Annotated in this window: 12 protein-coding genes and 1 pseudogene; 6 read left to right on the top strand and 7 right to left on the bottom strand. The window is 72.9% G+C overall.

Annotated elements, in window-relative coordinates; genetic code table 11:
• Window positions 1-109: 109 nt before the first annotated feature.
• From FXF52_RS03005 to FXF52_RS02990, 4 genes are read right to left on the bottom strand one after another with little or no spacing between them, the layout of a single operon-like run.
• Window positions 110-820, bottom strand: a complete 711-nt coding sequence (locus FXF52_RS03005) for an ABC transporter permease (protein WP_148793655.1) — start codon at window positions 818-820, stop codon at window positions 110-112.
• Window positions 821-823: 3 nt separating this feature from the next.
• A complete protein-coding gene (locus FXF52_RS03000) occupies window positions 824-1,780 on the bottom strand; it encodes an ABC transporter ATP-binding protein (RefSeq protein WP_148793654.1) in 957 nt (318 codons plus the stop codon).
• Entirely contained in the window at window positions 1,777-2,658 is an 882-nt protein-coding gene (locus FXF52_RS02995) for an ABC transporter permease (RefSeq protein ID WP_148793653.1), read from the bottom strand. Before FXF52_RS02995 ends, FXF52_RS03000 begins: the two co-directional genes overlap by 4 nt.
• Entirely contained in the window at window positions 2,651-3,565 is a 915-nt protein-coding gene (locus FXF52_RS02990; RefSeq protein WP_148793652.1) for an ABC transporter ATP-binding protein, read from the bottom strand. Before FXF52_RS02990 ends, FXF52_RS02995 begins: the two co-directional genes overlap by 8 nt.
• A gap of 91 nt (window positions 3,566-3,656) precedes the next feature.
• Here FXF52_RS02990 and FXF52_RS42830 point away from each other — a divergent pair.
• The 4 genes and pseudogenes from FXF52_RS42830 to galT form a co-directional block, all read left to right on the top strand.
• Window positions 3,657-3,932: pseudogene (locus FXF52_RS42830) on the top strand (DM13 domain-containing protein); the annotation flags it as partial.
• Window positions 3,933-4,044: 112 nt separating this feature from the next.
• Window positions 4,045-5,574, top strand: coding sequence for an adenylyl-sulfate kinase (gene cysC, locus FXF52_RS02980; protein ID WP_148793650.1), 1,530 nt, complete (start codon window positions 4,045-4,047; stop codon window positions 5,572-5,574).
• A 188-nt stretch (window positions 5,575-5,762) separates the two neighbouring features.
• Window positions 5,763-6,545 (top strand): DeoR/GlpR family DNA-binding transcription regulator, encoded by a 783-nt coding sequence (locus tag FXF52_RS02975; RefSeq protein WP_148793649.1) that lies wholly within the window; start codon window positions 5,763-5,765, stop codon window positions 6,543-6,545.
• Complete coding sequence (gene galT / locus FXF52_RS02970) at window positions 6,542-7,618, top strand: galactose-1-phosphate uridylyltransferase (protein WP_148793648.1); 1,077 nt, start codon at window positions 6,542-6,544, stop codon at window positions 7,616-7,618. The genes FXF52_RS02975 and galT overlap by 4 nt, the downstream gene beginning before the upstream one ends.
• 303 nt (window positions 7,619-7,921) lie before the next feature.
• Here the strand turns inward: galT and FXF52_RS02965 are convergent, their stop codons facing one another.
• The gene (locus FXF52_RS02965; protein ID WP_148793647.1) at window positions 7,922-9,139 is read right to left on the bottom strand and encodes an NADP-dependent isocitrate dehydrogenase; all 1,218 of its coding nucleotides are present in this window, start codon (window positions 9,137-9,139) and stop codon (window positions 7,922-7,924) included.
• A 134-nt stretch (window positions 9,140-9,273) separates the two neighbouring features.
• Here FXF52_RS02965 and FXF52_RS02960 point away from each other — a divergent pair, with 134 nt between their 5' ends.
• Window positions 9,274-10,074, top strand: a complete 801-nt coding sequence (locus FXF52_RS02960; RefSeq protein WP_148793646.1) for an MBL fold metallo-hydrolase — start codon at window positions 9,274-9,276, stop codon at window positions 10,072-10,074.
• 16 nt (window positions 10,075-10,090) lie between these two features.
• Here the strand turns inward: FXF52_RS02960 and FXF52_RS02955 are convergent, their stop codons facing one another.
• Complete coding sequence (locus FXF52_RS02955) at window positions 10,091-10,489, bottom strand: VOC family protein (protein ID WP_148793645.1); 399 nt, start codon at window positions 10,487-10,489, stop codon at window positions 10,091-10,093.
• Between the two features lie 83 nt (window positions 10,490-10,572).
• Between FXF52_RS02955 and FXF52_RS02950 the strand changes: the two genes are divergently transcribed.
• The gene (locus FXF52_RS02950; RefSeq protein WP_148793644.1) at window positions 10,573-11,334 is read left to right on the top strand and encodes a TetR/AcrR family transcriptional regulator; all 762 of its coding nucleotides are present in this window, start codon (window positions 10,573-10,575) and stop codon (window positions 11,332-11,334) included.
• Between the two features lie 94 nt (window positions 11,335-11,428).
• On the opposite strand, the gene mdh is transcribed toward FXF52_RS02950, so the two are convergent.
• Window positions 11,429-12,379: a malate dehydrogenase gene (gene mdh, locus FXF52_RS02945; protein WP_148793643.1), complete on the bottom strand. Its 951-nt coding sequence runs from the start codon at window positions 12,377-12,379 to the stop codon at window positions 11,429-11,431.
• Window positions 12,380-12,386: the final 7 nt, after the last annotated feature.

Here is a 12,386-nt window from a genome sequence, read left to right as displayed (position 1 = left end):
GTAGTGCCCTCGGCTTCGGCGGGCGGGGAGGAGACAGGTCCGCCCGCCGAGGGGTGGCCTCGGCGGGCGGACGGCGCCGCCCCGGGGAGGGTGGGGCGGCGGTGCGCGGTCAGCTCGTCTCGCCGGCCACGCTGAACGAGCGGAGGCGGTCGATGGCCAGAACCGTCGAGCCGACCACCACCAGGGCGGTCAGGACCGCCGCCACCGGTACGGAGACGGTGGTGCCGAGCAGCTCGGTGGGGGCGATCCGGTCGGCGAGGGCGATCACCCACTGCTGGATGGAGAGCACCTTGGTGCCGTCCACGAACCGGCCCAGCAGCCCCTCCCAGATCAGCACGTAGACCAGGCCGAGCAGCACCGGCCGCCGGGTCAGCAGGCTAAGCACCAGGAACAGCGCCGAGTACGCCAGCGCGCCCAGCGCCGACGCGGCGGCGAGCCCCAGGCCGAGGCGTACCGAGTCGGCGAGCACGCCCGCCACGTAGAGCGGGACGGCGACGGTGGCCGCGCTGACCCCGGTCGCCACCGCGAGCTTGGGCAGCACGATCTGCCAGCGCGGCAGCGGCTTGGTGAGGATGTGCACCACCGTGCCGTCGTCGATCTCGGCGCCGAGCACCCCGGTGCCGACGATCAGCGCGACCACCGGCAGCACCACGGCCAGCCCGAGCCCGACCAGCACCGGTGGGCCCCACTGGCCCGGGTCGACCCCCAACGAACGGGAGACGATCGCGAGCACCAGCAGCAGCGCGGGCAGCGGGAGCAGCAGCAGGAACCGGCGCCGGCCGAACAGCCCGCGCGCGGTGATCCAGGAAACGGTCGACATGGGTCAGCTCCCCACCAGGTAGGAGAAGACGCTCTCCAGCGATTCGTCCTCGGGCGTCAGCGCCCGGACCCGGATGCGCCGGGCCAGCGCGATCTTCGGCAGCGCCCGGGTGAAGGCGCCGTAGTCGCCGGCCCGGACGGTGAGCCCGTCCCGGCCCAGTTCCACCCCGGTGACGGACGACTCGGCCATCAGCGCGACCGCCAGAGCCCGGTCGTCGGTGGAGCGGACCGCGAAGACGTGCGGCCGGTTGGTCATCAGCCGGCGGATGGTCCGGTAGTCGCCGGAGGCGGCCAGCCGCCCGGCCACCATCACCTGGACGGTGCCCGAGACCTGCTCGACCTCTTCCAGAATGTGCGAGCTGAACAGGATGGTCCGGCCGGCGTCGCCAAGGCGGTGCAGCAGGGCCATCATGTGCAGCCGCTGCCGCGGGTCCATCCCGTTGAACGGCTCGTCGAGCAGCAGCACCTGCGGGTCGTGGACCAGCGCGGCGGCCACCCGGGTGCGCTGCCGCATGCCCTTGGAGTAGGTGCCGATCCGCCGGTCCTGCGCGTCGGCCATCTCGACCAGGTCGATGGCCCGGCGGGCCGCGGCCTCCGGGTCGGGCAGCCGGTGCAGCTTCGCGCTGGCCAGCACGAACTCGTACGCGGTGAGGAAGGCGTGCACCGCCTCCCGCTCGCTGACCAGGCCGAGCCGCCGGTAGACGCCGGGGTTGCGCCAGGTCGGCTCCCCGTCGAGGGTGACCGCACCCCGGGACGGGGCGAGGAAGCCGGCCATCATGTGCAGCAGGGTGGTCTTGCCGGCGCCGTTCGGGCCGAGCAGGCCGGTCACCCCGGGCCCGAGCCGCATGGTGACGTCGTTGACCGCCACCACGTTGCCGTACCAGCGGGAGACCCCGGCCAGGTCGAGGGTGGACGCGGGCGTGGTCGCCGCCGCCTGCGGGCCGGCGCTGATCGTGGTCATCGGGCGGCCACCTTCCGGTATCGCAGCAGGAGCAGGGCGACGCAGCTGGCCACCAGCAGCACGGCGACGGTCACGTAGAGCGGCCCGAAGTCGCCGATCTGATCTTCGGTCTGCCCACCGGGTACGAGCAGGTCGCCGAGGGTGTAGGCGCCGACAGCGTGGATCAGGGCGGTGGGCGAGCCGAGCATGGCCAGTTCGTTGACCGTCCGGGACGGCATGATCGACAGGATGCCGACGATCGGGGCCGTCATCAGGAACACGGCCACGATGCCGCCGGCCGCGAACGCCCGTTTGCCGGTGAGCGAGGCGATCAGCAGCCCGACCGAGGCGAAGACCACCGCCCACAGGGCCGCGTAGAGCAGGCCGGGGAGCAGGTCGCCCAGCTCGGTCCAGACCCCGTGCAGCCCGTCCTTGGTGGTGAACGCGGCGCCGAGGAACATCACCAGCTGCGGCGCGCCCAGCAGCAGCCAGAGCGCGCTGACCAGCGCGCCGAGCTTGGCCAGGGCGTAGTCGCCCCGCGGCAGCGGCCGGGAGAAATAGAGCGGCAGCACGCCGCTGAGCAGGTCGCGGGAGACCAGCTCCGGCCCGACCACCGCGACGAAGAAGATCACCAGCCAGCTCATCGCGTCCGCGAACTGGGCGTACGTCATGACCACCTGGCCGGTCTGGGTCCGGACCGCGGTCAGCCCGGCGGCGACCACCAGCACGATGCCCATGACCAGCCAGGGGAAGATCTTCGCCTTGGCAGACCGGCCAAGACCGAACGCGGTCCGCAGGCCGTGCAGGTAGAGCGCGCCGAAGACGTGCCAGCGACCCAGCCGTGGGCCGGTGTAGCGCTGGTAGCCGATGTCGTGGATGACGCCGGTCGGCTCAGACATGGCTGGGCTCCCTCGTGGCGAAGAGTTCGGCCACCCGGTGCCGCCGCTGGTCCAGCCGGTGCAGCGGCAGGTCCAGCTCGGCGACCGCACCGAGGATCAGGTCGTAGGTGGCGTCGTCGGCGAGCGGGACGAGCAGCAGCCGCCCCTCCCGGGACACCGGCAGGGCGAGCGCGGCGAGCCGGGCGGCCAACTCCTCCGTACCCTCGCTCACCTCGACGGCGAGCACATCGGTGGCGGAGGTCATCGCGGCCACCCGGTCGGCGCGCAGCAGCCGCCCGCCGTCGATGGCCACGAGGGTGTCGCAGATCCGCTCCACCTCGCCGAGCAGGTGCGAGCAGACCACCACGGAGATGCCGAACTCGGTGCCGATCCGGTGGATCAGGGCGAGCATGGCGTCCCGGCCGGCCGGGTCGAGGCCGTTGGTGGGCTCGTCGAGCAGCAGCAGGTCGGGGTCGTGCACCAGGGCCTGGGCGAGCTTCACCCGCTGCTTCATACCGGTGGAGTAACCACCGACGGCCCGGTGGCGCTCCTCGTGCAGGCCGACGTGGCGCAGCGCCTCGGAGGCCCGCTCCCGGGCGACCGTCCGCGGCAGGCCGCTGATCCGACCCAGGTGGGTGACCAGCTCGGCGGCGGACAGGTCGGGCGGGAGGGCGTCGTGTTCGGGCATGTAGCCGACCCGGGCGCGGACCGCGGCCGGGTCGGTGGTGGGGTCGAGGCCGAGCACGGAGACCCGGCCACTGGTCGGGGCGAGCAGGCCCAGCAGGATCTTGATCAGGGTTGACTTGCCGGCGCCGTTGGCGCCGACCAGCCCGATGATCCCCGGCTCGACCGACACCGTGAGGTCGGCCAACGCGGTGACCCGGCCTCCGTACGTCTTGGTCAGCGACTCGGTCGCGAGCAGTGTCACGACGCCCAGCGTAGGAAGTGGAAGCCGCTGCGGGTATCGGGAAACGCTCGGGGATGCCCCTGATTCCACCGTACGGTCGGTAAGGGTTCCGGGCCGGCACCGGCTGGAACTGGCCGGGCCGGGCACCTCGAACGGTCCGGACCTTCAGGTCTGGTTGACCGACCAGCCGGTTCGTACCGGGCCATCCGGGTGGCACGCCCTCGACGACGGGCGCCCCGTCGCGCTCGGTCCGCTCAAGGGGAACCGGGAAGACCAGGCGTACGAGATCCCCGCCGAGACCGATCTCACCGGGCTGACCAGCGTCGCCAGTTGGGGCTGGCGCCTCGCCCTGTCGTTCGGCGCGGCCCCGCTCAGCCCCGCCGGTTGAGCCGATCGGCGACCGCCGCGCCAACGGGCGGTTGCCGGCAGGTGGAGTGGCACTCTCGACCGATCGCCGGTGGGCTGAGAAACTGTGTGCCGGCCGGTGAGTTGGGGGTTCGATGAGCAACGGGTGGGTGCTGCCCGAGGATGTGTTGCGGGACGCTCCGGCGTACGCGCCTCGCACCGCTGAACTGGCCGATCTGGAGTTGCTGCTGACCGGGGCGTACACCCCGCTGACCGGCTTCATGACCCGTGCCGACCTGGCCTCGCTGAGCCGGCGCGGCCGGCTCGCCGACGGCACGCCGTGGCCGGTGCCGGTGACCCTCCAGGTGCCGGCGGCGCTCGCCGACGGGCTGGAGCTGGACGATCCGCTGCGGCGGGCGCTGGTGCTCACCGACGGTGAGGGCGCGCCGGTGGCAGCGATGGACGTGACCGACGTCTGGCCGGTCCGCGACGGCATGGTGGGCGTGGGCGGCGCGGTGCGCCGGCTGGGCGACGGCGGTCACGGGCCGTTCCAGCGGCTGCGGCGCAGCCCGGACGAGGTCCGGGGGCTCCTGCCGCCGGGGCGGGTGCTCGGCGTCTTCGCCGACCGTCCGCTGCACCGGCCGCAGCTCGCGCAGATCGCGCACGCCGCCCGCACCCTGGGCGCGCACCTGCTGGTGATGATCCCCGTGGGTGAGGAGGCGACCGGCGGGCTGTCGTCCGAGGCGCTGGTGCGCAGCGTGTTCGCCGCCCGGGACCGGATGCCCCCGGCCACCCTGTTGGCGGTGCCGCTGGTGCGGCGGCGCGACGAGATCAGCGACGCCCTGCTCCGGGCCCGGGTCGCCGCCGCGTACGGGGTGACCCACCTGCTCTCCACCGAGGGGATGCTCTCCGGGGCCGGGCTGCGCGTGCTGGTGCCGCGGGAGCTGGCGTACGACAACCGGGACGGGCAGTGGCGCTGGCGGGAGGACATCCCGCCGCGCAACCGGCGGCTGGCGCTCAGCCAGGCGGAGATCGACGATCTGCTGGACCGGGGCTTCCCGCTGCCCGAGTGGCACACCCCGCCGGCGGTGGCCAAGGAGCTGGCCCGGGCGCGCCCGCCGCGCCGGCACCGGGGCCTGGTGATCTTCCTGACCGGCCTCTCCGGCTCCGGGAAGTCGACCATCGCCCGGGGCCTGGCCGACCTGCTGCGCGAGGGCGGCGACCGGACCATCACCCTGCTCGACGGGGACGTGGTGCGCCGGGAGCTCTCCGCCGGGCTGGGGTTCACCAAGGCCGACCGGGACGCCAACGTCCGGCGGATCGGCTGGGTGGCCGCCGAGATCGCCCGGCACCGGGGGGTCGGCATCTGCTGCCCGATCGCCCCGTACGCGGCCGCCCGGGCCACCGCCCGGGAGATGGCGCAGGCCGCCGGGGCGGGCTTCCTGCTGGTCCACGTCGCGACCCCGCTGGAGGTCTGCGAGCAGCGGGACCGCAAGGGCCTGTACGCCCGCGCCCGCGCCGGCCTGATCACCGGGATGACCGGCATCGACGACCCGTACGAAGAGCCCACCGACGCCGACCTGGTGGTGGACACCACGGACATGACCGTCGAGGAGGCGGTCCAGCGGGTGATGGAGCACCTGACCGAGACCGGCTGGGTGGAGCCCCGCCTCCAGCCCGCCTGACCGAGCCCGGCCCGCCCGTCACGGTGGCGGGCCACGCAGTCTCGCCGCCGCCGTCCGGTCCCGGAGGGCGGCGGCCGGCGTCTGGGCACCCCTTTCTTCCCCGGTTCTCCCCTGCGCGCTAGTGTTCATTCTTGTTGGAACACGTTCGACCACGTGAGCACGGGGTCGGGAGCGGGAGGTGGGGTCGGGTGCTGGCGCGGCAGCGGCAGGCGGCCATCCTGGAACGGGTCCGCGCGGCCGGCGGCGTACGGGTGACGGAGCTGGCCGCCGAGTTCGGCGTCTCCGACATGACCATCCGGCGCGACCTGGAGACGCTGGACGAGCAGGGCCTGCTGGCCAAGGTGCACGGTGGGGCGACCCTCGCCGGCTCGACCGACGAGCCGGGATTCCGGGCCAAGTCGGTCCGCCAGTCGACGGAGAAGGCGGCGATCGCCGCCCGGGCCGCGCAGCTGGTCCGCCCCGGCGCCGCGGTCGCCCTCTCCGCCGGTACGACCACCGCCGAGCTGGCCCGCCGCCTGGTCGACGTGCCCGGGCTGACCGTGGTGACCAACTCGCTGCCGGTCGCCGAGATCCTGCACGTCGGCGGCCGGCCGGATCAGACCGTGGTGCTCACCGGCGGGGTGCGTACCCCCTCGGACGCGCTGGTCGGCCCGCTGGCCGTGGCGGCGCTCGGGGCGCTGCACCTGGACCTGCTCTTCCTCGGCGTGCACGGGATCAGCGAGCGGGCCGGGTTCACCACGCCGAACCTGATGGAGGCGGACACCAACCGCGCCCTGGTGGCCGCCGCCGACCGGCTGGTGGTGCTCGCCGACCACACCAAGTGGGGCACGGTCGGCATCTCCTCGATCGTCGGGCTGGACGCCGCCGACGTGCTGGTCACCGACGACCGACTGGCGCCGGAGGCGCGGCGGGTGCTCGAGGAGCGGGTGGGCGAACTGCTGGTCGTCCGCGGCACGGAAGGGGCGAAGTGAAGCGTACGCGGATCGAGCTGGCCGACGGCCGCGAGCTGATCTACTTCGACGAGCGGGACGACGCGCTCCGCGACCAGCCGGACCGGCGGGAGCTGCCCCCGCCGCCGCCGGCGTCGCAGCTCCGGTACGACCCGCTGACCGACGAGTGGGTGGCGGTGGCGGTGCACCGGCAGACCCGCACCTTCCTCCCCCCGGCCGACCAGTGCCCGCTCTGCCCGTCCCGGGGTGACCGGCTCAGCGAGATCCCCGCTCCCGACTACGACGTGGCCGTCTTCGAGAACCGCTTCCCGTCGCTGAGCCAGCGGGTCGTCGAGGAGCCGGCCGCCGAGATCACCCCGTTCACCCCGGTCCGCCCCGGGCGCGGCCGGTGCGAGGTGGTCTGCTTCACCGACGACCACCACGCCTCGTTCGCCAGCCTCTCCCCCCGCCGGGTGCGGACCGTGTTGGACGCGCTCGCCGACCGGACCACCGCCCTCGGCGAACTGCCCGGCGTGGCACAGGTCTTCCCGTTCGAGAACCGGGGCGTGGAGATCGGGGTGACGCTGCACCACCCGCACGGGCAGATCTACGCATGCCCCTTCGTGACGCCCCGCACGCGCACCATGCTCGCCGCCGCCCGCCGGCACGCCGAGCGCACCGGCGGCAACCTGTACGCGGACGTGCTCGCCGCGGAACGCGCCGCCGGGGAGCGGGTGGTGGCGAGCAACGCGCACTGGACGGCGTACGTGCCGGCGGCCGCTCGCTGGCCGTTCGAGGTGCACGTGGCCCCGCACCGGCCGGTGCCGGACATCCCCGCGCTGGACGACGCCGAGCGGGACGCGTTCGGCCCGCTCTACCTCGACGTGCTGCGCCGCTTCGATGGGCTGTTCGAGCTGCCGATGCCGTACATCGCGGCGTGGCACCAGGCCCCGGTGCACGTCGACCGCGAGCTGGGGCACCTGCACCTGCAGCTGTTCAGCATCCGGCGGGCCCGGGACAAGCTGAAGTATCTGGCCGGCACGGAGTCGGCGATGGGCGTGTTCATCAACGACATCGCCCCGGAGCGGGCCGCGGAGCTGCTGCGGGCCGCCTGAACGAAAGGGCCCCTGGTCAACGGGCCCCGGCTGGCACTCCTGGGCAGCGCGGCCGGCACAACAGGGCGCGGGGGGCCCGGGACAGGGCCCCCCGCAGGGAAGGGACGGCTGGCTGTGCGCGACAGCCGGGAAGGCTGGCTGATCGGCGCTCTGCCGCGAGGCGACCGCGGTCAACCTTCCTGGATGGGACTGGCATCCCGTCCACCCAGCTCAACGAGGCGCGCCACCCCTTGGTGACGCCGGCACGGACGACGGAGCCCGCCGGCGGGTGCCGGCGGGCTCGGTCGGTGACGCGTACGGGAATCAGGCCGCGAGCTTGCGGGCCAGGTTCTCGTCGAGCGCGTTCATGAACTCGTCGGTGGTCAGCCACGGGGCGTCGCGCGAGATGAGCAGCGCGAGGTCCTTGGTCATCTGGCCACCCTCGACGGTGTCGACGATGACCTGCTCCAGGGTGTTGGCGAACTCGGTCACCGCCGGGGTGCCGTCCAGCTTGCCCCGGTGGGCCAGGCCCCGGGTCCAGGCGTAGATCGACGCGATCGGGTTGGTCGAGGTCTTCTCGCCCTTCTGCCACTGCCGGTAGTGCCGGGTGACGGTGCCGTGCGCGGCCTCGGCCTCGACGGTGCGGCCGTCCGGGGTCATCAGCACGGAGGTCATCAGGCCGAGCGAGCCGAAGCCCTGGGCAACGGTGTCGGACTGCACGTCACCGTCGTAGTTCTTGCAGGCCCAGACGAAGCCGCCCTCCCACTTGAGCGCGGCGGCCACCATGTCGTCGATCAGCCGGTGCTCGTAGCTGATGCCGGCCTTCTCGAACTCCGACTTGAACTCGTTCTCGAACACCTCGGCGAAGATGTCCTTGAACCGGCCGTCGTACGCCTTGAGGATGGTGTTCTTGGTCGACAGGTAGACCGGGTAGCCGCGGTCCAGGCCGTAGCGCATCGAGGCGCGGGCGAAGTCCCGGATCGACTCGTCGAAGTTGTACATGCCCATGGCGACGCCGCCGCCGGGGAAGTTGGCGACCTCCATCTCCATCGGCGCGCCGCCGTCGGCCGGGGTGTAGGTGATGGTCACCGTGCCCGGGCCGGGGACGACGAAGTCGGTGGCCTTGTACTGGTCGCCGTGCGCGTGCCGGCCGATGATGATCGGCTTGGTCCAGCCGGGGACGAGCCGCGGCACGTTCGACATGATGATCGGCTCGCGGAAGACCACGCCGCCGAGGATGTTGCGGATGGTGCCGTTCGGCGACCGCCACATCTTCTTCAGGCCGAACTCCTCCACCCGGGCCTCGTCGGGGGTGATGGTGGCGCACTTGACGCCGACGCCGTGCTCCTTGATGGCGTTGGCGGCGTCGACGGTGACCTGGTCGTCCGTGGCGTCACGGTGCTGGATCGACAGGTCGTAGTAGTGCAGGTCGACGTCGAGGTACGGCAGGATCAGCTGCTCCCGGATCTGCTTCCAGATGATCCGGGTCATCTCGTCGCCGGCGATTTCCACGACCGGGTTGTTTACCTTGATCTTCGCCATCGGCCGGCGCTCCTCTCGGGGGACACGTGCTCAAGCAGTACGAGCGTACTGGAAACTGACCGGGGTGCCCCAGCCGGCCTCACCCGATGGAATCGGGGTCACCCGCTACGGGTCCGGAGTGGCATCCTTCCCGGATGCCGCTGACGCACACGATCGGGTCTATCACGGTCACCGCGCTGGTCGACGGGGCGGGGCCCTTCTTCCAGCCCCGCGAGGAGGCTTTCCCGGGCGCCACCGGAGGCCAGTGGCGGGAGGCCGACCGTCGGGACCCGGACACGGTCACCCCGGACGGCCGCTGGTGGCTGCCGTTCCGCTGCTTCGCCCTGCGTACCGGGGACGGGCCGGTCACCCTGGTCGACGCCGGGATCGGCCCGGCCGACTCGCTCGCCGCGGGTTGGGCGCCGGTGCCGGGCCGGCTGCCGGCGGAACTGGCCGCCGCCGGCATCGACCCGGCGGACGTGCGCACCGTGGTGCTCACCCACCTGCACAGCGACCACGTCGGCTGGGCCGGAGACCTGTTCCCAAACGCGGACCACCTGGTGCAACGGGCCGAGCTGGCGGCGCTGGACCGGTTCCACCCCGAGCTGCCGGCCCGGCTCCTGGGGCCGTTGCGCGCCGCCGGCCAACTCCGGGTGGTCGACGGCGACACCGACCTCACCCCCGGCGTACGCGTGCTGAGCACGCCCGGGCACACCCCGGGTCACCAGTCGGTGCTGGTCGACTCCGCCGACGAGCGCCTGCTGGTCACCGGCGACCTGCTGGTGCACACCGTGCAGCTGGTCGACCCCACCCTGGCGTACGCCCACGAGGAGGACCCCGCGGCGGCACGCGGGTCCCGTACGGCCCTGCTGCGCGAACTGGCCCGGCACGGCCGGGCGGTGCTGGCGACGCCGCACCTGGGCGCGCCGTTCACCGAGGTGCCGGCGCCTCGGTGAACGGCGCCACGCCGGATCAGCCCGCGTCGCCCGGGGCGTGCACCCACTGCACCAGCTGGATGATCAGCCCGTTGGGGTCGGTGACCTGGAAGAAGCGCTCCCCCCACGGCTCGGTCTGGATCGGGGTCGTGACCGGTACGCCGGCGGCCTGGATCCGGGCGTACTCGGCGTCGATGTCGTCCACCACGAAGGCGACGATCAGGCCCTGAGCCCGCTGCTGCTTCAGGCTTTCCGGCTGGATGCTGGCCAGCCCGGTCCGCAGGAAGATCAGGTTGACGCCGACCCCCTCGCGGGCCAGCGAGACGAACCCGTCGGCCGCCATTTCCTGCCGGAAACCGAAGTGCTGCTGGACGAAGGCGGCCGAGGCCGCCACGTCGTCGACGTTGAGCGAGATGGCCGAGGCGGTGATCTGCACGTGGTCTCCCTGAAGTCGGGGGAATTACTCCGTACATTGTACAACGTACTGCGTACGGGGTTTTCGCCTGAGAGGATCGAGAGGTGCCCAACCACCGCAGCGGAGCCGGCGATCCGGCCCGCACCCTGCGACTGCTCTGGCGGCAACCCGACGAGACCCCGCGCCGGGGCCCCCGCCAGGGCTACTCGCTGGACGACATCGTCACGGCCGCGATCGAGCTGGCGGACACCGACGGGCTGGACGCGGTGACCATGCGGGCGGTCGCCCAGGCCGTCGGTGTCGCGCCGATGACCCTCTACACGTACGTGCCCGGCAAGGCCGAGTTGCTCGACCTGATGTTGGATGCGAGCTACGCCCGGATGCCCCGGCCGGACCGCTCCGGCGAACCGTGGCGGGCCCGGGTGGCGGCGCTCGCCGAGGACAACCGCAAGCTGTTCGCCGCCCACCCCTGGGCCGCCGAGGTCGGCACCGGGCGGCCGCCGCTGGGTCCGGGGCTGATGGCCAAGTACGAATACGAGCTGCGCGCCTTCGACGGCACCGGCCTGGACGACGTGCAGCGGGACGCGGCGTTGACGTACGTCCTCGACTTCGTCCGGGCCGCAGCCCGCGCGGCGGCCGAGGCACGGCTCGCCAGACGGGAGAGCGCGTGGAGCGATGAACAGTGGTGGGCGGCGAACGCCCCGCTGCTCGCCCGGGTGCTCGATGCGCAGCGGTACCCGACCGCCGTCCGGGTCGGCGCCGCCGCCGGGGCCGCGCAGAACGCCGCCTACAGCCCGGAGCAGGCGTACGAGTTCGGCCTGGCCCGGGTCCTCGACGGCCTGGGCGTCCTGGTCGACGGCGCCTGACCCGGTTCCGGCGCGGGCCGGGCCGACCGATCCCCGGACGGGACGCGAAAGCGCCCCGCGACCGGCGGTCGCGGGGCGCTTCGGGCAGCCAGGATCACATGTTGGCGACGTCGGACTGCTTGGCGCGGACCGCCTCGGCGGCCTCCTTCAGGCTGGCCAACTCGTCGGCGTCCAGCTTGGTCTCGACGACCCGCCGGACGCCGTCCCGGCCGATCTCGGCCTCGACGCCGAGGTAGACGCCGGAGATGCCGTACTGGCCGTCGACCCAGGCGCAGACCGGCATGACCTCGCCGGAGTCCTCCGCGACGGCCTTGGCCATCCGGGCGGCGGCGGCCGACGGGGCGTAGTAGGCGGAGCCGGTCTTCAGCAGCGCGACCACCTCGGCGCCGCCGTTGCGGGTCTTGACGACCAGGTCCTCGATCTGCTCGGCCGGCATGACGTCACGCAGCGGCTTGCCGTCCACCGTGCTCTGCGACGGGACCGGCACCATGGTGTCGCCGTGCGAGCCGAGGGTCAGCGTCTTCACCGACTTCACCGGTACGCTCAGCGCCTCGGCCACGAAGTTGGTGAACCGGGCGCTGTCCAGCATGCCGGCCTGGCCGAGCACGCGGTTCTTGGGGAACTGGGTGGCCTTCTGGGCCAGCGCGGTCATCTCGTCGAGCGGGTTGGAGACGACGATGACGACGGCGTTCGGGGCGTACTTGGCGACGTTCTCGGCCACCTGGCGGACGATCTTGGCGTTGGTCTCCAGCAGGTCCATCCGGCTCATGCCCGGCTTGCGGGGCAGGCCGGCGGTGATGACGACGACGTCCGAGCCCTCGATGGCCTCGTAGCCCTCGCCGTTCGGACCGGTGGTGACGCCGATGACCTTGGTCTCGAAGCCCTCGACCGGGCGCGACTGGTTCATGTCCAGCGCGATGCCCGCCGGCTTGCCCTCGATGATGTCCGTGATCACCACGGTGTCGAAGATGTCGTACTCGGCCAGGCGCTGCGCGGTGGTGGAGCCGTAGAAGCCGGCGCCGACGACAGTGACCTTCTTACCCATGGTCGTC

Origin of the sequence: Micromonospora sp. MP36, from assembly GCF_008119785.1 — a bacterium.
Classification (GTDB): Bacteria; Actinomycetota; Actinomycetes; order Mycobacteriales; family Micromonosporaceae; genus Micromonospora.
The sequence above is the reverse complement of the archived record's forward strand: the minus strand, read 5'-3'. Positions and strand labels throughout refer to the sequence as shown.

What these genes read in the sequence shown, in the direction of transcription:
- FXF52_RS03005 (WP_148793655.1), bottom strand. Translation starts at nt 820, where the DNA reads ATGTCGACCGTTTCCTGGATCACCGCGCGCGGGCTGTTCGGCCGGCGC.
- FXF52_RS03000 (WP_148793654.1), bottom strand. Translation starts at nt 1,780, where the DNA reads ATGACCACGATCAGCGCCGGCCCGCAGGCGGCGGCGACCACGCCCGCG.
- FXF52_RS02995 (WP_148793653.1), bottom strand. Translation starts at nt 2,658, where the DNA reads ATGTCTGAGCCGACCGGCGTCATCCACGACATCGGCTACCAGCGCTAC.
- cysC (WP_148793650.1), top strand. Translation starts at nt 4,045, where the DNA reads ATGAGCAACGGGTGGGTGCTGCCCGAGGATGTGTTGCGGGACGCTCCG.
- FXF52_RS02965 (WP_148793647.1), bottom strand. Translation starts at nt 9,139, where the DNA reads ATGGCGAAGATCAAGGTAAACAACCCGGTCGTGGAAATCGCCGGCGAC.
- FXF52_RS02960 (WP_148793646.1), top strand. Translation starts at nt 9,274, where the DNA reads ATGCCGCTGACGCACACGATCGGGTCTATCACGGTCACCGCGCTGGTC.
- mdh (WP_148793643.1), bottom strand. Translation starts at nt 12,379, where the DNA reads ATGGGTAAGAAGGTCACTGTCGTCGGCGCCGGCTTCTACGGCTCCACC.